A 24,138-nucleotide genomic window follows, 5' to 3' on the forward strand; every position below is an offset into this window, starting at 1 on the left:
GCTCAGGCGGCCGCTGCGCCGCCGGCGGACGGCGCCACCTTGCTGACGATGTAGCGGAACTTGCCGGAGCGTTCGGCGGGAATCTCGCCGACCTCTTCCACCTGCACCGTGACGCCCTGGCCCAGGCGGCGGCGGAAGCCCTCGTCGATGGCGCGCCGCCCGCTCTCGCCGAAGCCTTCGCCCGGCACCACCAGCACGCGCACCCGATCCAGCGCTTCCTGCACCACCTTGAAGGCGCGCACGCCGGGCAGATCGCGCAGGATGTAGATCAGCGACAGGCCGTGCATCACCGTGCCGTCGGCGGCCACCACGAAGTCCGTGCTGCGCCCCTGGATCTCGCGCAGCAGCGGCAGGCCGCGCCCGCAGGCGCAGGGCGCGTCGTCGAGCACGCCGACGTCGCCGGTGCGATAGCGGATGAACGGGAAGTCGCGCGTGGCCAGATGGGTGACGACGATCTCGCCGGCCTCGCCGTGGGGCAGCACGCGGCCTTCGCCGTCGAGGATTTCCACCACCACGTCCTCGGCGCTCAGATGCATGCCGCCGGCCGGGCACTGATGGGCAATGAAGCCCGCGTCGCGCCCGCCGTAGCCGTTGGCCACCGGGCAGCCGAACAGGCGTTGCAGGGTTTCGCGCTGGTGATCGTAGAGGCGTTCCGAGGTGACGAACACCACGCGCACCCCCAGGTCGTCCAGGCGCTGGCCGCGCTGCTCGGCGTGCCGGGCGATCAGGCACAGCGCCGAAGGATAGCCGAACAGCATGGCCGGGCGGCGCGCGCGGATGCGCGCGACGAATTCGTCCAGGCGCGCGGCGGACATATCGAAGGCCGGCAGCAGCTCGGTGCGCAGCACGCGGTCGCGCAGCGCGCGCAGGCGATCCTGCGCACCCAGTTCGATGGGCGACCCCCACACGACGATTTCCGGGTCGCCGATGTCCACGCCCCACCAGCGCGTCGCCCGCCACTTGGCCGCCACGTCGCGTTCGACGCGTTCGCGGCCGATGTAGAACACCAGCGGCTCGCCGCTGGAACCGCCGGTGTTAAAGCGCGCCAGCGCGCGCGCGTCGTCGGCACGCAGGGCATCCACGTGCTCGCGCACCAACGCCTTGGTGAGCAAGGGCAAGGCACGCAGGTCGGCCAGCGTATGCAGTTCGCGCGGATCGAAGCCGATGCGCGCGAACACTTCGCGGTAGTAGGGCACGTGCGTGCCGGCCTGCACCAGCAGGGCGCGCAGACGCGCGACGCGCAGCGCCTCGATACGCTCGCGCGGCCACCACTGGGAGTCCTCCAGCGCGCGCCGGGCGCGCACGCTGCCGTGCCCCTTGAGGCGCTCGTGCAGCGGAAACAGCAGGCCGGAAACCAACCGGGTATACAACGACGCCGACATCCTCACTCCTCACCGACCGCCAGCGCATACTGGCGCAGCGCGGCGCGGTACACCGCGGCCCATTGCCCGCGCACGGCTTCCCAGCGGTAGCGCTGCGCCTCGGCCAGCCCGGCCTCGGCCAGGCGCCGGTGCAGGGCCGCATCGTCGAGCACGCGCAGCACGGCCTGCGCCATGGCCTGCGCGTCGTCCGCCGGCACCAGCAGCGCGGTGCGTTCGTGCGCCACCATCCAGGGCACGCCACCCACCGCGGTACTCACCACCGGCACGCCGCTGGCCAGCGCTTCGAGCACCGCGTTGGGCATGTTATCCACGTTGCTGGGGTTCACCATGAGGTCTGCGTCACGGTACAGCGCGGCCACCTGTTCGCGTTCCAGGCGCCCCGTGAAGCAGGTCGCATCCGCCACGCCGAGTTCGGCGGCCAGCGCGCGCAGTTCGGCGCCCTGCGGCCCCTCGCCGGCCACCGACAGGCGCGCGCGCGGGTAGCGCCGGCGCACTTCGGCGAAGGCGCGCAGCGCGGTATCGATGCCGTAGATCGCCTCCAGGTTGCGGGTGACGACCAGATGCGGCGCCTGCTCATCGCGGCGCCGCGCGGCGTCGGGGTGGAAGCGCTGCGGATCGACGATGTTGGGCACCACCCGGCCGGGCATACCGTGGCGGCCGAAGACCTCCAGCAGGAAACCGGAGGGCAGCACCAGCTGGGCGGCACGGCGCAGGGTGAAGCGCACGGCGGGCGCGGCCCCGGCGAGAAAGCCGGCGGCCTCGCCGCCACGGTAATTGACTACCACCGGCACACCGCGCAGCACGCCCAGCCACACCGCCGGCACGGCGAACAGATGCCAGGACCAGCCGGAATTGGCCATCACATGCGCCACGTCGGCGCGCCCGTAGGCACGCCACAGCGCGGCCAGATAGGGCAGCAGGCGGGCCAGCGCGCGCACTCCGCGCAGGCCGCCCAGCCACGCCGGGCGATACGGCGCATTGACCGCCACCACCTCCACCTCGGCGCCTTCGCCGCGCAGCAGTTCGGCAAGCTGGCGGGTCTGGTTGGCCATGCCGCCGGCCGGTGGCGGCAGCGGCCCGACCAGCGCCACGCGCAGCCCGTGCCAGTTCATGCGGCCGGCCCGCCGAGCACCCCGGCATAGGCCGGGCGGTAGGCCGCCACGCTGCGCGACCAGGTGCGCGCCTGTTCGACGAAACTGCGCCCGGCGCGCCCGAAGGCCGGCCATTCCGCGCGCCGCGCGAGCATCTCGCCGACCGCGTCGGCAAGCGCCTGCGGGCTGCCGGCGGCGAACAGGCGGCCGGTCTCGCCGTCGCGCACCAGCTCGCGGTGGCCGCCCACGTCGGAGGCGACGAACACGCGCTCCTGCGCCATGGCTTCGAGCGGCTTCAGCGGGGTGACCAGTTCGGTGAGGCGCATCGAATGGCGCGGGTACACCAGCAGGTCGATCAGATCGTAGTAGCGCCCCACCTCGGCATGCGGCACGCGCCCGGTGAACACCACGCGCCCGGCCACGCCGAGTTCGGCGGCCAGCGCGCGCAGCCTGCCTTCCGCCGGCCCGCCGCCGACCAGCAGCACGCGCAGCGTGGGATGCGCGGCGATCAGCGCCGGCAGCGCGCGCATCAGCAGGTCCAGGCCCTCGTAGGCGTAGAAGGAGCCGACGAAGCCCAGCACGATGGCGCCGTCCAGCCCCAGGCGTGCGCGCAGCGCCGGGTCCGCCACGCCGGCCGGCTGGAAGTCCTCCACATCCACCGCGTTGGGGATCACCGTGACCCGCTCGGCCGGAATGCCGCGCGCGAGGATGTCGCCGCGCAGGCCCTCGCAGATGGTGAATACGTGGTCCACGCGGCGCAGCGCCCAGCTTTCCAGCGCGCGCGTGGCGCGGTAGCGCGGGCCGTTGGCGCGCGCGGTGCCGTGGTCCACGGCGGCGTCCTCCCAGAACGCGCGGATCTCATACACCACCGGAATGCCCAGGCGGCGCCCCACGCGCAACGCGGGGATGGCGTTGAGCACCGGCGAATGGGCGTGCAGGATGTCCGGCCGCAGTTCTGCCGCCAGCGCCTCCAGGCGGCGCTCCAGCGCGCGCATCAGGCGCACTTCGTGGAAGCCCGGCGGCGCGGGCGGCGGCACCGGCGTGCGATGGAACAACAGGCCATCGACCTCGTCCACCTCCGCCGCGCAGGCGCCCTGCTTGGGCGAGGTGAGGTGGAAGGTCTGCCAGCCCAGCGCGCGCTGCTCGCGCAGGAGGGCCGCGCTGCGGAAGGTGTAGCCGCTGTGCAGCGGAATGGAATGATCGAGTACGTGCAGGATGCGCATGTTCAGGCCACCTCACCCAGGGCCGCGCGCGCCGGCAGCGCGCCGCTGGCGGCGCCGGCATTGCGCAGGAAGGCTTCGAACATCAACAGCGACCACAACGGCGCGCTGTAGTCGCGCGCGCCGCTCTGGTGCGCCTCGACCAGATGGCGCAGCTGGCGGGCGTCGAACCAGCCGGTGGCGGCCAGCGTCTCGCCCAGCACCGCATCGCGCACGCGCTGGCGCAGCGGGCCGCGGAACCAGCGCGCCAGCGGCACCGCGAAGCCCATCTTGGGGCGGTACAGCACCTCGTGCGGCAGCATGGGCTCGAAGGCGCGCTTGAGCAGGACCTTGCCCTCGCCGCCGCGCACCTTCAGCTCGCGCGGCAGCCCGGCCAGCCATTCGACCAGCGGGTGATCCATCAGCGGTTCGCGCACTTCCAGCGAGTGCGCCATGCTGGCGCGGTCCACCTTGGTGTTGATGTCGCCGACCAGATAGGTCTTCAGGTCCAGGTACTGCACCAGCGCAAGCGCGTCGTCGGTGTCGGCGCGCGCGGCGTGGCGGCGGAACACTTCCAGCGCGCGGTAGCCGCCCAGGCTGGCGCGCAAGGCCGGCGAGAACAGCGCGCGGCGCTGCTCCTCGCGCAGCAGCGAGACGGAATGGCAGTAGGCCTGCACCGAATCGCGCGCCAGGGCCTGGAAGGTGGTCTTGCCGCGCAGCACGCGCGGCGCCCAGTCGGCCTTGGGATACACCCGGCCGAGCAGGCCGAACAGCGGGCGGCGCAGGCCCAGCGGCAGGGCGCCGCGCAGGCGCTCTTCCATCAGGTGCAGGCGGTAGCGCCGGTAGCCGCCGAAGCTCTCGTCGCCGCCGTCGCCGGAAAGCGCCACGGTGACGTGCTTGCGGGCAAGCTGGCAGACCCGCCAGGTGGGGATGGCCGAGCTGTCGGCATAGGGTTCGTCGTACAGCGCGGCAAGGTGGTCGATGAGGTCGAAGTCGTCGGATTTCACCGTTTCCACGTGGTGGCGGGTGCGGTAGCGCCCGGCGACCTGGCGGGCGAACGCGGCTTCGTCGAACTGCGGGTCGTCGAAGGCGATGGAGCAGGTGTTCACCGGTTCATCGCTCAGCCCGGCCATGGTCGCCACCACCGCGCTGGAATCCACCCCGCCGGACAGGAAGGCGCCCAGCGGCACCTCGGAAATCATGCGCAGGCGCACCGATTCGCGCAGGCGCTCCAGCAGTTCGGCGCTGGCGTCCTCCAGCGAGGGCGCCGGGCCGTCCACGGCGAAGCGCACGTCCCAGTAGGCGCGCGGCTCGGGCAGCGCCTGGCCGCGCCGCGCGCACAGGGTTTCGCCGGGGCCCAGCTTGCGCGCACCGAGGAAGATGGTGCGCGGCTCGGCCACGTAGCCGAGGGCGAAGTATTCCTCCACCGCGCACGGGTCGATGCGCCGGTCCAGCCCGGGGTGGCACATCAGCGCCTTCAGTTCGGAGCCGAAGGCCAGCGTGCCGTCAGCCAGCTCGGCGTAGTACAGCGGCTTCACGCCCAGGCGGTCGCGCGCGAGGAACAGCGTGGCGCGCGCGCGATCATGCAGGGCGAAGGCGAACATGCCACGGAAGCGTTTCACGCACGCCTCGCCCCAGGCCGCCCAGGCGTGCACGATGACCTCGGTGTCGCTGCGCGTGCGGAACACATGGCCGAGGGCTTCCAGCTCCGCCGCCAGTTCGCGATAGTTGTAGATCTCGCCGTTGAACACCACGCCCACCGAACCGTCGGCGTTGAACAGCGGCTGCTGGCCGGTGGCCAGGTCGATGATGGACAGGCGGCGGTGGGCGAGCGCCACGCCGGGTTCGAAATGCAGTCCGCCCTCGTCCGGGCCGCGATGGAACTGCGCGTCGTTCATGCGCCCGACCAGCTCGCGCGGCAGCTCGCGCGTGCCGCGCAGGTCGAAGATGCCGGCGATGCCGCACATGGGGTGGGTCCTTCTCGTTGTCAGCCGGCCGCGGCCAGCAATTCGTCGTACAGCGCGGCGTAGCGCGCCACCATGCCATCCAGGCTGAAGCCTTCTTCCACCCGCACCCGCCCGGCCAGCCCCTGTGCGCGGGCGCGCTGCGGGGCGTGCAGCCAGCCGGCCAGCGCGGCGGCCAGCGCTTCTTCGTCGCCGGCCGGCACCAGCGTGCCGGTGCGTCCGGCGTCCACCAGTTCCGGGTTGCCGCCCACCGCGCTGGCGATCACCGGCAGGCCGCTGGCCATGGCCTCCAGCACGGTGTTGGAGATGCCTTCGGCGCGCGAGGGCAGCACGAAGCCGTCCAGCGCGCGCATGACCTCCGGCGTGTCGTCGCGCTCGCCGGCCAGCCACACCCGCCCGCCCAGCCCGGCCTCCGCCACCGTGCGTTCGAGGTCGGCGCGCAAGGGGCCGTCGCCGACGATGCACAGGCGCAGCGGCGCGGCCAGTTGCGGCTCGCTGCGCAGCAGGCGGGCGAAGGCGCGCACCAGCAGGGTCTGGTCCTTGACCGCCTGCAGACGGCCCACGGTACCGATCACGCGCAGCGCGGATGCGTTGAACGGCGAACCGGCGAGCGGTTCGCGCCCGCGTTCGGCGGGATGGAAGCGGCGCGCATCCACGCCGTTGCAGATGCGCGCAATGCGCGCCGCCGGCACGCCCACGCGGGCGTTCAGATAGCCCTCCAGCTGGGCGGAGAGCGCCACGTAGCGGGTGACGAAGGGCCGGTAGGCGCGCCGCACCCACTGGTAGCGCCGGCGCGTGCCCTGCGGGTCGCCGACGTCCCAGCCGTGCTCGCCGTGGATGCGCACCGGCACGCCGGCCATGCGCGCCGGCACCTGCACTTCCAGCGCGGCCAGGTTGCGCGTGTGCACCACCGCCGGGCGCAGTTCGCGGAACAGCGCGGCGAGCCGGCCGTACAGGCGGAAGCCGTGCCCCGGCGGCTTGCTCAGGTCGATGAATTCCACGTCCGCGCGCGCCACCCGCGCGCGAAAGCGCGGGCAGCTGTCGGTGAGCGAGAGCACGGCGTGGCGGTAGCGCGACTCGGGCAGGCCGTTGATCAGGTTGACCACGCCGTTCTCCAGCCCGCCGACGCGGAAGCCGTACAGCACGTGGGCGATCAGCGGACGCGGGTCGCTCATCGTTGCGCTCCCGCCTGCACGGCCGCGTCGTCGAGCACGCGCAGCAGGGCCGGGCCGGCGGCCTCGGCGAACGCCCGCGCGCTGCGCCGGGCGGCCTCGGGGTCGTCGCCCTGCGGCACCAGCAGGGCGATGTAGGCAGCATCGTCGGCGCGCCCGGTGAGGCGGTCGAGCGCCTTCAGCACCTTGGCGCGCACTTCGCTGGTGACCACCCGGCCGTCCATCCAGTACCACTCCCACACCGCCACGCGCAGGCGCTCGTCGGCGCGCGTGACGGTGGCGCGGCGCACTTCAACCGTGCCGCCGTCCGTACCCACCGGCAGGGTGTCGGCCTCGCGCGCATGGACCAGCCAGGCATTGCTCTCCGGCGCCACCAGCCGGTTGGACCAGGTGACCAGTTCATGGCCGGGACGCTGGTCGGCGAAATAGGCCAGATGCACGCTGACCACCTCGTCGCCGCGCCGCCAGCTGCGCCGCAGTTCGCCGCGCGCGCCGAGGTAGTGCGGGCGGAATTCGCTCTCGGCGGCCGGGTCTTCCACCCAGCCGGGCACTTCCGCCGGCCAGGCCAGCGCCACGCGGTAATCCGCCTGCGGCGCGTCCAGGTGCGCCTGCAACAGCGGGAAGAACGCGCTGGCCGCCGCCAGCACAGCGACCGCCGCCAACGCGCGGCCGGCAGGCACGGCGGCCTGTACGCGCGGCGCGGTGGGCACCGGCCCGGGCTGCAAATCTTCGCGCCAGCGCGCGCCGATGGCGAACATCAGCAGGATCACCACGCCGAAGAACACCCAGCCGTAGATCAGGTGGTCCACGCCGGCGGCGACGCGGTTGTCGGACAGATAGCCGAGCAGCACGATCAGGTAGGCGCGCATCCAGTTGGCGACGATGGGCACCACCGCCGCCAGGGCGACGAAGGCCAGCCGGCGGCGCAGGCTGCGGTAGTGCAGATGGGCGTACAGCGTGCCGATCATCAGCGAGGCGATCAGGTAGCGGATGCCGCTGCACGCTTCCACCACCGACCAGCGCCCGTTGGGCACGATGAAGTGCAGGCCTTCCTGGAACACCGGCACGCCGGACAGGCGCAGCGCGCCGACGGTGAAGGTGGCGGTATGCGCCATCAGCCAGGGCATCAGGAATTCGCCCAGCGGCACGCCGAAGAACAGGAAGCCGAGCGGGAAGGCCAGCACCCGCGCGGCCTGCCCGCCGAGCACGCCGGCCAGCACGGCGACCAGCATGGTGGCGAAGGCCAGGTGGGAGAGCGCGGCCACCGCGGCCAGTTGGCCGAGCATCCAGGCCACGCCCGCGCCCGCCACCACGGCCAGCGCCGGCCAGGCGCGCGGCGCGGGCCGCAGGCCGGCCAGCCGGGCGCGCTGGCGCCACACCAGCCAGGCGCACAGCGGCAGCACCGCCAGGCCGTGCGCAAAGGTTTCCGAACGCCACCAGATGCCGGCGATCTCGCGCGCGGTGGGCCAGTACCACCCGACCATCCAGGCGAAGGTGACGGCCAGCGCGACGCCGACCGCCACGGCCCCGCCCGCCGCGCGCACCGGCACGGCGGCGGACAGCGCGTCGCGTCTCATGCGGGCGCTCCGGCCGGGCACGGCGCGCCCGCCGCCCCCGCTGCCGGCAGGGCACCATCCCCATCGGCATCGAGCAGGCGGTCGAGCATGCCCAGGTGGGCGGACCAGCTGTAGTGGCCCTCCACCGTGCGGCGCGCGGCAGCGCCGATGGCCGCCCCGGTGGCCGGCGCGGCGAGCAGCGCAGTCAGGCACTCGCCGAAGGCGCGCGCATCGCCGGCGGCCAGCCAGTCGCGCCCGTGTTCGCCGGCCAGCCCGCTGGCGGCGGCGGCGGAAACCACCACCGCGCGGCCCATCGCCATGGCTTCCAGCACCTTGTTCTGGATGCCGCGCGCCACGCGCAGCGGCGCCACCACGGCGGACGCGTGGGCCAGATAAGGGCGCACGTCGGGCACCGCGCCGGTCACCACGACATCCGGCGCGGCCAGCGCGCGCACCGCCGGCGCCGGGTTCATGCCGACCACGTAGAAACGCACGCCGGGCACCAGCACGCGCAGGCGGGGCAGGACCTCGGTGGCGAACCAGCACACCGCGTCGATGTTCGGCCAGTAGTCCATCGCCCCGGTGAACACCACCGTGGGCCCGCCCTGTTCCCAGGGTTCGGGGAAGACGTGCGCGGGGGAGAAATACCCGGCATCCACGCCGTTCTGCATGACGCCGACGCATGCCGAGGTGTCGGGCGCGAGTTTGCGGAACAGTTCGGTCTCGGCGGCGGTAACGAACAGCGCCGCGCGCGCGCGCAACGCTACCGCGCGCTCGAAGGCCAGCAGGCGCTCGCCCTCGCGGCGGTACAGCCAGGCCATGGGGCCGCGCCGGTGCTCGGCGTACTGCGTCCATTTGGCCGAATCGACGTCGCAGAAGTCGATCACCGCGTTGCCCAGCCCGACGCGCGCCTCCAGGTACTGCGCCATCGGCCCGGAAAACACCATCGCGCGGCGGATGTCCGCGCGCTCGACCACCTCGCCCACCCAGCGGCGCATGGCGGCGCTGCGGTAGTACGGCAGGCTGAGCGCCTCGCCGGTCAACAGCCCGCGCAGGCTGGCCAGGCGCGCGGGCAGCGGGCGCAAACGCTCGACGTGGACCTCGGCGCACCATTCGCCCAGGTGCTCGGCGCCGGCCATATCTTCCGCGCGGTCGGCGAAGCAGCCCAGATAGACGCGGTGGCGCTCGGCCAGTTGGCGCAGGATGTTGAACGAGCGCAGCTTGTCGCCCTTGTTGGGCGGCCAGGGAATGCGGTGGACGAGGTAGAGCAGCGGCGGGCCAGGGTCTGTTGGCATAGGTTTCATGGGTCGCGCTCGGCCGAGTGGGTTTCCAGTGCAAGGCGCGGCGACGTGGATTGGGTGGTTCCCAATCGAGGAGCCGCAACGCGGCAATGGGAACCCACTCGGCCGAGCCCTTCGGGTTGTGTCCAAACGCCCCCGCTACGGCGTTGCGCTCCTTGTCGAGGGAACCACCCTCGACTGCGTCGCGCGCCTTGTAGCGAGAGCGTTTGGACACAACGCGGCCCATGAAACCTATGCCAACAGACCCTATCCATGGCGCGGCTCATCCCAGGTTGCGCACGATGTGCGGGCCCAGCGCGTTGGCCACCGGCAGCGGCAGGCGGCGCCACAGTGCGATGAAGGCACGGTAGCGCGGGTTGGCCGGGTTGTTCTGCGGCACCTCGGCGCGCTTGTACAGGCGGTATTCGTAGGCCAGCGGCCGGGGCTCGAACCCCCAGTTCTTCTTGAACGCATAGGGGCCCGTGCCCAGCTTGCTGCGCCCGTAGTCGAACAGCCGGTCGCCGCGCTCGCAGGCGTGGCGCATCAGTTCCCAGTACTTGAAGTCGTTGGCGGCCAGTTCGCGCGCGGCCACGTGGTCGCCGGCGTAATAGGGCAGCACCTCGCCGCGGAAGCGGAAGCCCAGCACCGAGGACAGCGCGCGGCCCGCCGGGTCGCTCACCGTGAGCACTTCGCAGGCCGGCCCGAAGGTTTCGCGCAGGCGGGCGAAATAGCGTCTGGGCAGGGCCGGCGTGCCGTGGCGCAGCACGTTGCCGGCGTACAGCGGGAAGAAGCGCGCCACGTCGTCGTCGAACTGCGCGCGCAGGCCGTTGGCGATGCCCTTGCGCACCATGGCGCGCTGCTTGCGCGGAATGGCCAGCAGGTTGGCCTCCACCTCTGGCAGGATGGCCTTGCGGAAGGTGGCGTAGAGCGGCTGGCACGGCCAGTCGGCATGGCGGGCCTGCAGATTGCGGTATTCCAGGTGCTGCACGCCCAGTCGCAGGGCGAGGGCCTCGGCCTCGGCTTCCAGCAGCGCGACGGCCTCGTCGTCCTCGCCGGCGATGCCGGCATACACGCAGAACGGCAGCGACACCAGGGCATGGCCGAACAGCCGGCTGTTCACCTCGGCGAGCGGCAGCACGGCGGCGATGGCGCCGGCGCGCTCGGCATAGAGGTAGTGCGTGCGGTGGCGGAAGACTTCTTCGATGAGGCCTTGCCAGGCCGACAGGTGGAAGAAGGTGGCCTGCGGGCAGGCGTGCACGAAGGCATCCCAGCGCGCGTGGTCGGCGCTGGTCAGGGCATGGACGCTGAGCACGGCGGCGCGCATGGGCGGTTCAGGCGGCGTCGCGGAACACGACGTCGGCGCGTTCCCAGCGAAAATCCGCGAGCAGGCGGGCAAGCCGGCCCTCGGTGCGGCGCAGATTGACGTAGTGGCGGAAACGCGCGCGGGCCTCGGCGCGCACGCGCGGCTGTTCGGGGTCCACCTCCCAGGGGTGGAAGTAGAAGATCGCCGGGCGCCGGTCGGCGCGGTTGACGCGGGCGATCTGCCAGCGCGACAAGGCGTAGGGCAGCAGGCGGAACCAGCCGCCGCCGCCGGCCGGCCAGTTGCGCCCCAGCCAGCGTACCGTGCTCACCGGGATTTCCACCAGGCCGTTGTCCAGCCGCCACGGGAAACGCGGCGCGTCCGGCATGCCGTAGTGGTCGTGGCGCACCGGATACACGCTGGAGCTGTAGCGGTAGCCGGCCTCGGCGATGCAGTCGTGCGCCCACGGGTTGCCCGCGCCGATGGAGAAGCTGGGGGCGCGGTAGCCGCTCACCGGCTGGCCGGAGATGTCCTCCAGCACCGCCTTGGCGAGGCGGATGTCGGCCAGGAAGACCTCCGGGGTCTGCGCGCTGGCGCGCTCGTGAGCGTAGCCGTGGCTGGCCACCTCGTGCCCGCCGGCGGCGATGCGGCGCACCAGCTGCGGGTAGCGCTCGGCCACCCAGCCCAGGGTGAAGAAGGTGGCGCGCGCGTCGTGGCGGGCCAGCAGGTCGAGGATGCGGTCCACGTTGCGCTCCACCCGGCAGGGTTGCGCGTCCCACTGCTCGCGCGGGAAGTGCGCGGCCAGCGCGGAGACCTGGAAGTAGTCTTCCACGTCGATGGTGAGGGCGTTGGCGATGGGTGCGGGGATCATTCAGCAAGCCTGTCCGTTGCGTTCCAGCCAGCCGGCCAGGTGGGCGGCGATGCGTTCGGCCGCCCGGCCGTCCCACAGTTCGGGCACGCGCCCGCGCTTGCCGCCGTTGGCGAGCACCTCTTCGGCGCCGGCGAGCAGCGCCCGCGGGTCGGTGCCCACCAGGGTGTTGGTGCCCTGCTCCACGGTAATCGGCCGTTCGGTGTTATGACGGATGGTGAGGCAGGGCACGCCCAGGGCCGTAGTTTCTTCCTGCATGCCGCCGGAGTCGGTGAGAACCATCACGGCGCGCGACATCAGCCCGAGCATTTCCAGATAGCCCTGCGGCGGCAGCAGGAAGATGCCCGGCGCGTCGAGCCTGCCGAGCAGGCCGAAGCGCTCCAGTTGCGCGCGCGTGCGCGGGTGCAGGGCGAACACCAGCGGCAGGCGGCGTGCCAGCGTGCGCAGCGCGTCGATCAACGGGCCAAGCACCTCGGCGTGGTCCACGTTGGACGGCCGGTGCAGGGTGACCACGGCATGGCCGGCGGCCAGCGGCGCCGGGTCCAGCCCGGCGGCGCGCAGCAATTGTTCGGGCGGCATGGCGCGCGGCAGGCTGGCGAGCAGGCTGTCGATCATCACGTTGCCGACGAATTCGACACGTCCGGCGGCCACGCCTTCGCGCAGCAGATTGTCCAGCGCGCCGCGTTCGGTGGTGTACAGCAGATCGGCGAGCTGGTCGGTGAGCACGCGATTGATCTCTTCGGGCATCGTCCGGTCGCCGCTGCGCAGCCCGGCTTCCACATGCACCACCGGCACACCGCGCTTGGCGGCCACCAGGGCGCAGGCCAGCGTGGAGTTCACGTCGCCGACCACCAGCACGGCACGCGGGTTCAGGCGTTCGACCAGCGGGTCGAAGCGCTTCATCACCTCGGCGGTCTGCTCGGCGTGGCTGCCGGAACCCACACCCAGGTTCACCGCCGGCGCGGGCAGGCCGAGATCGGCGAACAGGCGGTCGTTCATCGCCGGGTCGTAGTGCTGGCCGGTGTGCACCAGCAGGTGGTCGAGCGCCGGCCCGGCGGCGGCGAAGGCGCGCACGATGGGCGCCATCTTCATGTAGTTGGGCCGGGCACCCACCACGCACAGGATGGGGCCGCGCGCTTCAGCGTTCATGCCGTTCTCCGCGTTCGGCGTCCTGCGGGCGCGCGGCATCGGCGCGCGCAGCGCGCAGCAGCTGGTTGAGCACGTTCAGCGTGGCGGACACCGACTGCTCCAGCCGGGTCAGGCGGGCCTCGATGCGCTGCAGGTCGGTACCGGCGGCAAGCGCCTCGACCTGGCGGGCGAGTTCGGGGGCGACGCGCAGGCGGGCCGGATCCAGCGTGCGCGGGTCGAAGCCGGCGAGCGCGCCCTGCATCTGGCCGTTGCCACCCTCGCCGCGCGCGGCGTCCGGCGCGGCCATCTCGCGCTGCATTTCCTCGACCACTTCGCGCACGTCATCCTCGCCAACCCGGTGGCGCTCGGCCAGGAAGGCGGCGAGCAGCAGGCGGTCGCACAAAGTGTTGATGCGCCGGGGGATGCCGCCGGTGGCAGCGTAGATGGCGCGCAGCGCCTCGGGGGAAAACAGCGGATCGTCCCGCCAGCCGACATGGTGCAGGCGGTGCTCGATGTAGGCCTGGGTTTCGCCGGCGTCGAGCGGGCCGAGGTGGTAGGAGGCGATCACACGCTGGCGCAGCTGGCGCATGCGCGGGCTCTGCATGATGTCGCGGAACTCCGGCTGGCCGACCAGGAAGCTCTGCAGCAGGGCGTGGTCTTCCAGTTGGAAGTTGGACAGCATGCGCAGTTCCTCGACCGCCGCCGGGGTGAGGTTCTGCGCCTCGTCGACGATCAGCAGCGCGCGCTTGCCGGCGGCCGTGGTGGATACCAGGAAGGTTTCCAGGGCGAGCAGCAGGCCGGCCTTGTCCAGGCTGCGGAAGGGCAGGCCGAAGGCCGCCGCCACCATGCGCAGCATGTCGTCGGCGTCGATGTGGGTGCTGACCAGATGCGCGGCGACCACCTTGGCGGGATCCAGGCGTTCGAGCAGGCTGCGGGTCAGCGTGGTCTTGCCGGCGCCGACCTCGCCGGTGATGACGATGAAGCCTTCGCTCTGGTGCAGGCCGTAGTCCAGATAGGCCATGGCGCGGCGATGGCCGCGGCTGCCGTAGTAGAAGGCGGGGTCGGGATTGAGCTGGAACGGCTTGCCGCTCAGGCGGAAATAGGATTCGTACATCGGGGGTCCGGAGCCGGCCGGTGGGGCCGTGTGGCGGTTCAGAAGCGCATCAGCAGGGTCGCCACGATGGCGTTCTCGGTGAAGCGGCCAGTGCCGGAGACCTGTTGCCGGCGCAGCGTGAGATTGGAGGAGACGCTGGGCCCCAGGCGGGTGCCCAGCCCCAGGCTGTACAGGGTGCGGCGCACGTTCTCGGCGGCGACGCCGCTGCCGCGCGCGTGGCTGCGGGTGAGTCCGGCGGTGAGCGAGGTATCGGGCGTCAGGCGGTGGGAGAAGCTCAGCGAGGCGGTGTTCTCGCGCACCCGGTCGAAACGCGAGAAGTCGTCCAGCGGGTTGTTCATCACCAAATCGCCGATGCGTTCGCGGTCGGAGCGCAGCAGCGACAGGCTGAGCGAGTTGCGCGCGCCGATCAGCGTGACGCCGGCACTCAGGCGCTTGTCCAGATAGTGGTTGCTGGCCACCACGGTGTCGCGCAGGCCGGCGATGTTGTAGCCCAGGGCGCTCAGGATCTGCAGCACGGCGCGCTCGCGTTCGAGCGGATCGGGCACGGTGGCCGCCAGCGCGTCGTAGATCTGCCGGTACAGCGGGTCGTTGCCCAGCCCGGCGAAGCTCTCCAGCGAGGAGGTGATGTCACGCGACCAGCCCAGTTCCCACACCGAACGCGCGCGGCGGTGATGCACGCGCAAGTCGTGGCCGCGCCCGAACACGCGCTTCTCGGAGGTGGCCGAGACGTCGGTGCGCGCGCTCGGCCGCCAGTCGAAGCCGACGCCGGTGATGCTGCCGCTTTCGCCGCGCCGCGTGGCGTAGTCGTTGGATTCGTGCCCGCCGATCAGGCGTGCGCGGAACTGCGGGGTGACGTTGATGAACAGCGTGGCGCGGGAGACTTCCTGCGATACGTCGCGGCGCCCGGAACCGCCGTAGGCGGTGTCCGTGCGGCTGTAGTCCACGCCCCAGCCGAACAGTCCGAAAGCGGTGGCGTTGCCGGCACGCGCGTTCCAGCGTTCCATCTGCTGGCGGTCGAGCACGCCCTGCCCATCCATCCAGCGCGTCTGGTAGCGCAGCATGGCTTCGGTATCGCCGAAGCGCAGTTCGAGGCGCGGCGCGATGCCCAGCGCGCGCACTTCGTTGGCGCGCGCCGAGGACAGCGAATCGCCGCGCCCGCGCCCGGAGAACAGCGAGGGATTGTCGCGCGAGGCCATGGCGTCGAGTTCGACGAACAGCAGATCTTCGACCGCCTCGATCTCGCCGCGCCCGTTGAGCGCCAGGAAGGTGGTGCCGCGCCCGCTGTCGGAGGTGTCGATGCGGTTGCGCAGGCTCATGTCGAGCTGGCCGGAGATGCGCCCGCCACGCCGGCTGAGGGACAGCCCCGGCGAGGCTTCCAGCACGAAGCCGCTGCGCCGGTTGGACGAGGAGGCGTCGATGTTGTCCGACCAGGTCACGCCCAGTTGCAGCGTGGGCTCCACGCGCGCTTCCTGGGCGAGTACCGGCCCGCCCAGCGCCAGCGCCAGCAGCGCGGTGAGCGGACGGGCGCGCGGGCGCCGTTCAGGCCGCATCCGGGTGGGCTTCGTTGCCATGGCCGTGGCCGTATCCGTAGCTGTAGCCATAGTAGCCCGCCGGCCCGCGCTCGGCGGCCTTGTTGAGCACCATGAGCTTCACCGGGCAGTTCTCGATGGTCGCCAGCGCCTGCTTCACGGTGGCGTGGGTGGTGCGGTTGGCTTCCACCACCAGCACCACCTGGCCCATGTGGGTGGCCAGTTCGCGCGCCTCGGTGGTCACCAGCAGCGGCGGCGAATCGAACACGATGACGCGCTCGGCGTAGCGCGTGGCCATCTCTTCCAGCAGCGCGATCATGGCGTCGGAGGCCAGCAGTTCGGTGGCGCGCTGATGGGTGCGTCCGGCCGGCAGGAGGGTGAGCTTGTCGACGTTGGTGCGCAGCAGCACCTCGCCCAGTTCGGCGCCGCCGGTGAGCACGTCCATCAGCCCTTTCTCGGGCGGCAGGCCGAGGCGCTGCAGCACCGAGGGGCGCGACACGTCGGCATCGACCAGCAGCACGGTATGGTCGAGTTCCATGGCGATGCTGATCGCCAGGTTGATCGCGGTGAAGGACTTGCCCTCGCCCGGCAGCGCGCTCGACACCATGATCAGGTTGCCGTTGTCCACCGCCGCCGCGCCCTTGCCCTGCAGGTTGCGCAGCAGCGGGCGCTTGATCACCCGGTATTCCTCGGCGATCGGCGTGCGCGGCAGATCGGGCGTGACCATGCCGTCGCGCGCCAGTCCGGCCAGGTCGATGCGCACGGTCCGCGCGGAAGCTTGCGGGGCCGCTCCCGCCGCCGGCGCGGGCGCGGCCGGCGGTACCGCCGGCGATCGCACGGCGGGCGCGGGCACGGCGGCCGGCGTATCCGTGTTGCCGGCCGGCAAGGCGCCGGCTTCGCGGAGTTTCTCCAGCCGTTCGGCCGCTTTCTCGATCAGGCTCATCGTTCGTTTCCGTCTAGCCCTGCAGCATGTTCAACATCGCGGCGACCACCGCCACCGCGCCGGCATAGCCGGCCACCCCGCCGGCGAAGGCGATGCGCCCGCGGCGCGCGCGTGCATCGCGGCGCGGATCGCCGAGCAGCGACACCGTGCCGAGCACCGGGATGCCGGTGAACTCGCGCAGCGCACGGCTGTCGGCGAAGGTCGGGCGCAACTGGCTGATCAGGAAGGTGAGCGCCACCCCGGCGCCCAGCGCGCCGAACGCGGCGGCGATCATCAGCAGCACGCGGTTGGGCGCGGCCGGCTTGATCGGCAGGCTGGGCGGATCGATCACGCGGAATTCGGCGACGCCCGACTGCGCGTCCATCTGCACCGAGATGTTGGCCGACTCGCGGCGCTGCACCAGACTCTCGTAGTTGCGCTTGTGCACTTCGTAGTCGCGGTTGAGCTGGGCCAGTTCGGCCTCCAGCTTGGGCTGCTGCTCGGCGGTGGCGCGCAGCTGGGCCAGGCGCGCCTCGTACTCGCCCACGCGGGCCTGCAGCGAGGCCACGCGCGCCTCGGTTTCCGAGAGCACCAGCTTGAGCTGCTGATACACCGGGTTGGAGTGGATGGAGCCGAACTGCCCGCCGCCGGTCTGGCGGCGCGCCTCGATCTCGCTCACCTTCTGGGCCTCCAGATCCTCGATGACGCGGCGCGTGCCGATCACGTCCGGGTGGGATTCGGTGTAGCGCTGCAGCAGGCCGTCGAGGTTCTTGCGCAGCGCGTCGATGCGTCCGTCGATCTCCGGGATCGACACGCCGGAGCCGTTCGGCGTCTGCGGCAGCAGCACCGGGTCTTCGCCCTGCATCTGGCGCTGCAGCGCGTCGCGCGAGTTGATCGCCTCGCGCAGTTCCAGGCGCGCCTGTTCGAGCTGGGCGCGCACGCCGCCGAGCTGGCCGACGTAGTCCAGCCCGCCGGCATCCATCAGCGCCATGTTGCGCAGGCGGAATTCCTTGAGGCGGTTTTCCGCCTCGGTGAGCTTGATCTCGTAGTTGCGGATCTGCTCCTCGATGAAGCGCCGCGCGGCATCGGTATCCTGCCGCTTGCTGACCAGCCCGGATTCGACGAACAGCGACAGCAGGGCCTGCACCACGCGCTGCGCGCGCTGCGGGTCGCCGTCCTGGAAAGCCAGGGTGAACAGGTTGTCGCGTCCGGCCGCGCGCACTTCCAGGCGGCGGGTGAGCTCGGCGATCAGGCGCTCGCGCTCGGCGGCGCTGCGCACTTCGAGGTCCAGGTCGGCCATGCCGATGAGCTTCTCGACGTTGGGCCGGGTGATCAGCGTGCGGCTGAGGATGGCGATCTGCTGGTCCAGATTGGGCTGGATGGCCAGCCCGGACATCAGCGGCATCAGCACCGACTGGGTATCCACATACACCCGCGCGGTGGATTCGTAGCGGTCGGGCATGGTGTAGATGGCCGCCGCGGCGAGCGCGCCGACCACCCAGGTCAGCGCCAGCCCCCACCAGCGGAAACGCCACATGCCGCGCAGCAGGCCCAGTGCCTGCCGGATCAGATCTTCCATCGTTCAGTCCGCCTGCCGGTTTCGCTCTCCGCCCGGCGCACCGGGCCCCTCATCGCGCACGGCGCTCAGAACCAGCTCTGCGGGATGATCAGCACGTCGCCCGGACGCATCTCCACGTTGGCTGACACGTCGCCGCGCTTGATCAGGTCGCGGATGCGCACGCCGTACTGCTTGTTGCCCTCGCTGGTGCGCAGGATGGAGGCGCGGTTGCCGTCGGCGAACTCGGTCATGCCGCCCACCGCGATCATCACGTCGAGCAGCGTCATGCGCTGCACGTAGGGCAGGATCTGCGGCTCGGCGGCCTCGCCGACCACGCGGATCTGCTCGCTGTACGGCCCGACGAAGCTGGTCACCACCACGGTGACCACCGGCTCGCGGATGTACTTGGCCAGTTCCTTCTCGATGTCGCGCGCCAGCGTGGTGGCGTCCTTGCCGAGCGCGGGCAGATCCTCGACCAGCGGCGTGGTGATGCGCCCGTCCGGGCGCACCGGCACCGACATGGACAATTCGGGGTTGCGCCACACGACGATGTTCACCGTGTCGCCCGGGCCGATCACGTAGTTGTACTCGGCATCCGCGGCACTCACCGGCGCGGGCGGATAGCTCGTCGCGCAGCCGGCCAGCACCAGCCCGGCGACGGCCGCCAGCGCGATGCCGCGCAGACGGGCCGCGAACGTGGATATCATCATGGTCGTTCCTCCGTGGGCGGGCGGGGTCTTGCCAATGCCCCGCATACCGATTCATGCTACGAGGCTGAAAAGACCGAACCGAGGAACAAATACACAACAGGTAACAGCCCCCGAGCAGAGCGCTACGTAGAGTGAGGAATATTTCTGCAATTGCTTCCAATGGGGTCTGCCGGCAGACCCTGGTGTCCCGAGTCAAAAGTTCGTTGGAGACCTCGTTGAAGTCCATCCATGCCCGCAACCGGTACGCCCCCGCCTCCTTGAGCACGTTCTCCCGCCCATCGCACCCACCCCCTTCCACCAGCCCTCCCGGCGCCTTCGGCGAATATTTCGCGGTGGATTGCGCCGATTACCAGATCCTCCTCGCCGACCATTCCGAGCTGCTGCGCGCGCGCGTCGCCCAGCTCATCGAAAAGCTCTACGCCACGCGCGGCCTCACCGCCAGCCATGCGGACCTGCCCGCCCGCAACGGGCAGACCACGCTGGCGGCCTGCCGGGACGGCACCGACCACGTGTTCGGCACCGTCACGCTGGGCCTCGATTCGCCCGACGGGCTGTTCGCCGACGAGCTGTACCACGAGCAGATCGACGACGTGCGCAGGACGGGCGGGCGGGTCTGCGAGGTCACCCGCCTGGCGCTCGACCCCGAATTCGGCTCCAGCCGGGTGCTGGCGGAACTCTTCCACCTGGTGTTCATCCTCGCCCGCCTGGTGCACGGCATGACCGATCTGTTCGCCGAGGTGCACCCGCGCCACAGCAGCTACTACCAGCGCATGCTGGGCTATCGCGTGGCCGGGCCGGAACGCGTCTGCCCGCGCGTGGGCGCACCGGCGGTGCTGCTGCAGATCAGCCTGCGCGAAGTCGAGCAGCGCATCCGCCTGCGCGACGAGGAACGCTCGCTGTACCGCCAGTTCTTCCCGCTGGAAACGCAGTGGCGCCTGTTCGAGCAACTGCGCGAGTACCCCTGCGGCCTGCCCAGTTGAGCGTCCCGCGCGGGGCTCAGAACCAGCGGCGCAATTCGACGTAAACACGGTCGCGCTGGCCGTAGCGCCCGAAGATGCCGTCCGTGCGGCCGCCGAACACGTCGGCGCCGAACTGCGCGCGCCAGTCCGCGTCGATGCGCCAGACCAGCTTGGGGCGCAGCATGTAGTCGCTGCGCTCCAGGCTGCTGACATAGAGCACCTCGAACTCCAGATCGTCGCGCAGCTTGCGGTTGACCAGGAAGGTCATGCCGCGCTCGTGGCGCTCGTTGGGCATCCAGCGGTCGTGATCGTCGAACACGCGGGCGTAGTACTGCACGTTGAAGCGCCACACGTCCTGCACCGGCACGTCCAGGCCGAGCACGTAATCCACCGTGTCCGAGCGCTTCAGGCCGAAGCGCGCCGCCGGATCGCCGGTGAGGAAGCCACGCCCGTGGGTATGCACGGCCTCGCCCTTGAGCACCGCCACGCCGAGATCCTTGGAGAAGGTCAGGCCGGTCTGGCGGATGCGGTCATGGCGCGTTTCCAGCCGGGCACCGAGGCGGTACAGCGTGGGCGAGATGTCGCGGCTCTGGTAATGGAAGGCGGACAGGTCCCAGCCGTCGATCAGGCGCGACACACGCGCCCCCCAGTTGGTGTTGGACAGTTCCGCCGAGGGCTTGCGCTCCTTCACCCGCGTGCCAGCCGGCAGCGCAAAGGGGTAGAAATCCGCACCCGGCTTGCCGATCTCGTCGTAGGACGGGGCGGGAATCCACAGCAGTTCGAAATGCGTCTCGCCGGCGAAGTATTCCGCACGCGCGGCCCACTGCGGCGTGCGCAGGGCCTCGAACTCGGGCAGGTAGAACTCGCGCAGGTCGCGCGCCGAGACCACGTCGGCGAAGAACAGCCCGACCATCTCGCCCCACACCACGTGCTGGCGGCCCAGGCGGAATTCCCACTCGCCCGCGCCGAAATCCACGTAGGCCTCGCGGATCATCCAATCCGCGCGCTGGTTGCGCCGCACCGCGCCCGGGTAGTAATGGTTTTCCAGATCGAAGGCGCCATCCACGTCGGCGCGCGCCGACAGCTTGTAGCGCATGCGCTCGCCCAGTTGCCCGCTGCTGCCCAGTTCCACCCGCGCGCGCAGCTTGGACCAGTGCCCGTCGCGCGGCCAGGTGTAGGCCCCGCCGAACTCCGCATAGCCGGAAATGCGCGAGCGCTCCGGCGCCGCGTCGCCGCCCAGGTTGAACAGATCATCCGCGGCATCGGCGGCCAGCGCCGGGGCACCGCAGGCAGCGGCGAACAGCATGGGCAGCAATCGCTGGATGGGTGGCATGGCATGCGCCTCCGTCAGATTTCCGGGTCTTCGCCGGCTTCGCGGCGATCCTGCACGAACACCCAGCTCTTGCCCGCACGCATGCCGAGCGCGGAAATCTGCCCGTCCTCGATGCGCACCAGGCGGTCGGCCATGTTCATCACGCGGCGGTCGTGGGTGGAAAAGATGAAGGTGGTGCCGGACTTGCGGTTGATGTCCTTCATCAGCCGCAGGATGTCCTCGCCGGTCCTGCGGTCGAGGTTGGCGGTGGGCTCGTCGGCCAGCACCAGCTTGGAGTGGGTGGCCAGCGCGCGCGCGATGGCCACGCGCTGGCGCTGCCCGCCGGACAGCTGGTTGGGCCGGTGCGCGGCATACTTGCTCAGCCCCACCATGCCCAGGTAGTGGCGCACGCGCTCGCGGCGCTCGGCGCGCGACAGTTCGCGCAGCTGCAGCAGCGGGTATTCGACGTTTTCCTCGGCGGACAGCACCGGCAGCAGGTTGAAGGACTGGAAGATGAAGCCGATGGTGCGCGCGCGCAGGTCGGCGAGCTGGTCCGGGGTCTGCCCGGAGACCTCGCGCCCGGCTATGCTCACCCGCCCGGAGGACGGCGTGTCGATGCAGCCGATGATGTTCAGCAGGGTGGATTTTCCGCTGCCCGACGGCCCGGCGATGGCCAGGAACACGCCCGGCTCGATCGACAGATTGATGCCGGTGAGCGCATGAACCTCCTGTTCGCCAAGCAGATAACGCTTGCCGACATTTTCCACCTGTACGATCGCCATCCCACGGTCCACACTGGTGAAGAGACTGACATCAGGATAGCAATCCATGACGCCTCCCTCTTCTTCCCGCCGCCGTTTTCTGTCGCTCGCCGTGCTGGGTTTCACTGCCCCCGCGCTGTTGCGCGCCGCCGGCGCTGCCGAGGGCGACCTGGCGCGCGAACTGGTGGCGCGCGCGGACGAGATTCGCTTCCCGCGCGAGAGCTTCCAGACCGACATCACCGTGCGCAACTTCAGCGACGGCCAGCCCGGCGACCAGCGCGTGTACCGCGTGCTGTCGCGCGGCAACGAGAACACCATCGTACTGACCATGGAGCCGGCCTCGGAGCGCGGCCAGGCGCTGCTGATGCGCGGGCGCGACCTGTGGATCTTCATGCCCAGCGTGTCGCAGCCGGTGCGCCTGTCGCTCGCCCAGCGCCTCACCGGGCAGGTGGCCAACGGCGACCTGGCGCGCGCCAACTTCGCCGGCGACTACAACCCGGTGCTCAGCGGCACGGAAGAGATCGACGGCCAGCCCTGCCACGTGCTGGAACTCACCGCCACCGAGCGCTCGGTGACCTATGCGCGGGTGCGCTACTGGGTGCGCCAGGACGACGCCCGGCCGGTGAAGGCGGAGTTCTACGCGCTCTCCGGCCGTCTGCTGAAGACCTGTGCCTATCTGGACTTCCAGGAGATGGCCGGGCGTGTGCGCCCCACCCGGCTGGTGATGACCGACGCACTGAAGGCCGGCGAAAGCTCCGAACTCACCTACGCGGACATGAACCTGCGCGACCTGCCGGAACGCATGTTCACCCGGGAGTACCTGCGCCGGCTGAACTGAGCCCGGCGCCGCCGCCCCCGTCAGTCCGGCCTGCCGGCATGGCCGGCAAGCGCGCTCAGCACATTCGCCAGGCGCAGGACACAGTCATCCACCTGCGCGCCCACCACAAGGCCGCGCACCCTGAGGCCGTCCCAGAGGGCGAGCGCCAATTCGGCGGCGGCCGGCCCGCCTCGTTCCGCGGCATCCGGCAGGCATGGCGGATTCAGCAGCGTCCGTAGACGACGCAGGCAGGCAGCGTCGGCGTCCGCGAGCAGACGGGCGGCCAGCGGATTGCGGACGGCTTCGACGAAAATCTCCGCACGCAGCCTGGGGCCCAGCGGCAGCGTAGTGTCGCCGGCCGAGGCCGTCCGCGCGGGGGACAGCATCGCGGAGGCCAGTTCCGCGGGCCGCCGCAGGGCGGCAAGGATCCGCAGGCGGGCCTCCAGGTCGATGCGTATGATGTCCGCGACGATGGCGTCCTTGCCGTCGAAGTAGTGATACACATGGCCGATGCTCATCCCCGCCGCCGCGGCGATGGCGGCCATGCTGGCGCCGTGGAAGCCATCGCGCTCGAAACAGCCGCGGGCCGCCGCCAGAATCTGCGCGCGGCGAGCCTGCCGGCGCCGGGTCGCGGCGTCCGCACGGCTCATGGCGTGCTCCTCAGGCTTGCACGGTGCCCAGCAGACGTTCCAGCAGGGCGCGGGTCGCGGCCAACTCCTGCCTGAAGGTATCGACGCCGGCACGCATGCGCGCGGTGGGCGCCAGCACGCTCACCGCATAGGCGCCCCGGTAGGTGCCGATCGACACCGCCACGGCGCAGACACCCTCGGCGAGTTCCTCGTAGTCGTAGGCAAAACCGCTGCGGCGGATTTCCTCCAGCTCGGCCAGCAGTTCCGGCAGCCTCTTGCCCCGGCCGCTGTGCCGCGGCGGGTCGTCGCCCAGCCATTCCACGATCTTCTGCGGGTCCATGCGCGCGAGCAATGCCTTGCCGTCCGCGGCCAGCTGCATCGGCGCGGTCAGGCCGACCTGCGGCACGATGCGCAGAATCTGTTCGCCGACGGAAACCTCGACGATCTGCACCTGCCGGCCGCTGAGCCGCGACAGGCAGACGGTTTCCTGCAACGCCAGCGACAACTGCTCCAGGTGGGGGCGGGCGACCGGCACGATGTCTGCCTCGGTCTGGTAGAGCAACTGCCCCAGTGCCGGGCCAAGCCGGAAGCCGCCGGCCGCGCCGGCGGGTTCGACGAGATTCTCCGCCACCAGCGCGGTGATGATGCGCTGCACCGTCGAACGTGGCAGGCCGACCTCGGCGGCGATCTCCGCCAGGCTGAGGCCGTGCGGGCGCGCGCTCAGGGCGCGCATGATCCGGCTGGTGCGGGCAATCACCTGGATGCCGCCCTGCTGCCGGTCGTCGGCGTCGTCGGCCGGTTCGGCCGCGGCGCGTTTGTGTTCGTTCATGGTACTGATCGGTCCGTGTCATGGCTTTTCACAGGCAGGCACTTTAACCCGTCCGCGA

Annotated in this window: 21 protein-coding genes; 2 read left to right on the forward strand and 19 right to left on the reverse strand. The window is 71.2% G+C overall.

What is annotated here, in order from left to right; genetic code table 11:
• Positions 1-2: 2 nt before the first annotated feature.
• The 15 genes from E6C76_RS13775 to E6C76_RS13845 all read right to left on the reverse strand — a co-directional run bounded on the left by E6C76_RS13775 (position 3) and on the right by E6C76_RS13845 (position 18,770).
• The gene (locus tag E6C76_RS13775) at positions 3-1,382 is read right to left on the reverse strand and encodes a phenylacetate--CoA ligase family protein (RefSeq protein ID WP_136348816.1); all 1,380 of its coding nucleotides are present in this window, start codon (positions 1,380-1,382) and stop codon (positions 3-5) included.
• Positions 1,383-1,384: 2 nt separating this feature from the next.
• On the reverse strand, positions 1,385-2,494 hold the full coding sequence (locus E6C76_RS13780) for a glycosyltransferase family 4 protein (RefSeq protein WP_136348817.1): 1,110 nt from the start codon (positions 2,492-2,494) through the stop codon (positions 1,385-1,387).
• On the reverse strand, positions 2,491-3,696 hold the full coding sequence (locus E6C76_RS13785) for a TIGR04063 family PEP-CTERM/XrtA system glycosyltransferase (protein ID WP_136348818.1): 1,206 nt from the start codon (positions 3,694-3,696) through the stop codon (positions 2,491-2,493). The genes E6C76_RS13780 and E6C76_RS13785 overlap by 4 nt, the downstream gene beginning before the upstream one ends.
• 2 nt (positions 3,697-3,698) lie before the next feature.
• Positions 3,699-5,639 (reverse strand): XrtA/PEP-CTERM system amidotransferase, encoded by a 1,941-nt coding sequence (locus E6C76_RS13790; RefSeq protein WP_136348819.1) that lies wholly within the window; start codon positions 5,637-5,639, stop codon positions 3,699-3,701.
• A gap of 20 nt (positions 5,640-5,659) precedes the next feature.
• Positions 5,660-6,811, reverse strand: a complete 1,152-nt coding sequence (locus E6C76_RS13795) for a TIGR03088 family PEP-CTERM/XrtA system glycosyltransferase (protein WP_136348820.1) — start codon at positions 6,809-6,811, stop codon at positions 5,660-5,662.
• Positions 6,808-8,385, reverse strand: a complete 1,578-nt coding sequence (gene xrtA, locus E6C76_RS13800; RefSeq protein ID WP_136348821.1) for an exosortase A — start codon at positions 8,383-8,385, stop codon at positions 6,808-6,810. The genes E6C76_RS13795 and xrtA overlap by 4 nt, the downstream gene beginning before the upstream one ends.
• Positions 8,382-9,668 (reverse strand): TIGR03087 family PEP-CTERM/XrtA system glycosyltransferase, encoded by a 1,287-nt coding sequence (locus E6C76_RS13805; protein WP_230976282.1) that lies wholly within the window; start codon positions 9,666-9,668, stop codon positions 8,382-8,384. The genes xrtA and E6C76_RS13805 overlap by 4 nt, the downstream gene beginning before the upstream one ends.
• Before the next feature lie 259 nt (positions 9,669-9,927).
• Positions 9,928-10,968 (reverse strand): FemAB family XrtA/PEP-CTERM system-associated protein, encoded by a 1,041-nt coding sequence (locus E6C76_RS13810; protein ID WP_136348822.1) that lies wholly within the window; start codon positions 10,966-10,968, stop codon positions 9,928-9,930.
• Between the two features lie 7 nt (positions 10,969-10,975).
• Complete coding sequence (locus E6C76_RS13815; protein WP_408003486.1) at positions 10,976-11,815, reverse strand: XrtA system polysaccharide deacetylase; 840 nt, start codon at positions 11,813-11,815, stop codon at positions 10,976-10,978.
• Positions 11,816-12,961 carry a non-hydrolyzing UDP-N-acetylglucosamine 2-epimerase gene (wecB, locus tag E6C76_RS13820; protein ID WP_136348823.1) on the reverse strand — a complete coding sequence of 382 codons (1,146 nt, stop codon included), beginning with the start codon at positions 12,959-12,961 and terminating at the stop codon, positions 11,816-11,818. It abuts the gene before it with no gap.
• Positions 12,951-14,054, reverse strand: a complete 1,104-nt coding sequence (locus E6C76_RS13825; RefSeq protein ID WP_136348824.1) for an XrtA/PEP-CTERM system-associated ATPase — start codon at positions 14,052-14,054, stop codon at positions 12,951-12,953. Before E6C76_RS13825 ends, wecB begins: the two co-directional genes overlap by 11 nt.
• Before the next feature lie 38 nt (positions 14,055-14,092).
• On the reverse strand, positions 14,093-15,625 hold the full coding sequence (locus E6C76_RS13830) for a TIGR03016 family PEP-CTERM system-associated outer membrane protein (RefSeq protein WP_168734342.1): 1,533 nt from the start codon (positions 15,623-15,625) through the stop codon (positions 14,093-14,095).
• The gene (locus E6C76_RS13835) at positions 15,594-16,526 is read right to left on the reverse strand and encodes an XrtA-associated tyrosine autokinase (protein ID WP_136348826.1); all 933 of its coding nucleotides are present in this window, start codon (positions 16,524-16,526) and stop codon (positions 15,594-15,596) included. The genes E6C76_RS13830 and E6C76_RS13835 overlap by 32 nt, the downstream gene beginning before the upstream one ends.
• 13 nt (positions 16,527-16,539) lie before the next feature.
• Positions 16,540-18,084 carry an XrtA system polysaccharide chain length determinant gene (locus E6C76_RS13840; protein ID WP_136348827.1) on the reverse strand — a complete coding sequence of 515 codons (1,545 nt, stop codon included), beginning with the start codon at positions 18,082-18,084 and terminating at the stop codon, positions 16,540-16,542.
• A gap of 65 nt (positions 18,085-18,149) precedes the next feature.
• Positions 18,150-18,770 (reverse strand): XrtA/PEP-CTERM system exopolysaccharide export protein, encoded by a 621-nt coding sequence (locus E6C76_RS13845; RefSeq protein WP_136349235.1) that lies wholly within the window; start codon positions 18,768-18,770, stop codon positions 18,150-18,152.
• A 218-nt stretch (positions 18,771-18,988) separates the two neighbouring features.
• On the opposite strand from E6C76_RS13845, the gene E6C76_RS13850 reads away from it, so the two are divergent.
• Positions 18,989-19,753: an N-acyl amino acid synthase FeeM domain-containing protein gene (locus tag E6C76_RS13850; protein WP_136348828.1), complete on the forward strand. Its 765-nt coding sequence runs from the start codon at positions 18,989-18,991 to the stop codon at positions 19,751-19,753.
• Between the two features lie 16 nt (positions 19,754-19,769).
• Here the strand turns inward: E6C76_RS13850 and E6C76_RS13855 are convergent, their stop codons facing one another.
• Entirely contained in the window at positions 19,770-21,065 is a 1,296-nt protein-coding gene (locus E6C76_RS13855) for a DUF1302 family protein (protein ID WP_136348829.1), read from the reverse strand.
• 14 nt (positions 21,066-21,079) lie between these two features.
• Complete coding sequence (locus E6C76_RS13860; protein ID WP_136348830.1) at positions 21,080-21,826, reverse strand: ABC transporter ATP-binding protein; 747 nt, start codon at positions 21,824-21,826, stop codon at positions 21,080-21,082.
• A gap of 46 nt (positions 21,827-21,872) precedes the next feature.
• Between E6C76_RS13860 and E6C76_RS13865 the strand changes: the two genes are divergently transcribed.
• Positions 21,873-22,643 carry an outer membrane lipoprotein-sorting protein gene (locus tag E6C76_RS13865; protein WP_136348831.1) on the forward strand — a complete coding sequence of 257 codons (771 nt, stop codon included), beginning with the start codon at positions 21,873-21,875 and terminating at the stop codon, positions 22,641-22,643.
• A gap of 20 nt (positions 22,644-22,663) precedes the next feature.
• Here the strand turns inward: E6C76_RS13865 and E6C76_RS13870 are convergent, their stop codons facing one another.
• A complete protein-coding gene (locus E6C76_RS13870; RefSeq protein ID WP_136348832.1) occupies positions 22,664-23,272 on the reverse strand; it encodes a TetR family transcriptional regulator in 609 nt (202 codons plus the stop codon).
• 10 nt (positions 23,273-23,282) lie between these two features.
• The gene (locus E6C76_RS13875) at positions 23,283-24,080 is read right to left on the reverse strand and encodes an IclR family transcriptional regulator (RefSeq protein WP_136348833.1); all 798 of its coding nucleotides are present in this window, start codon (positions 24,078-24,080) and stop codon (positions 23,283-23,285) included.
• Positions 24,081-24,138 lie beyond the last annotated feature (58 nt).

This window comes from Pseudothauera nasutitermitis (assembly GCF_004801295.1).
Classification (GTDB): Bacteria; Pseudomonadota; Gammaproteobacteria; order Burkholderiales; family Rhodocyclaceae; genus Pseudothauera; species Pseudothauera nasutitermitis.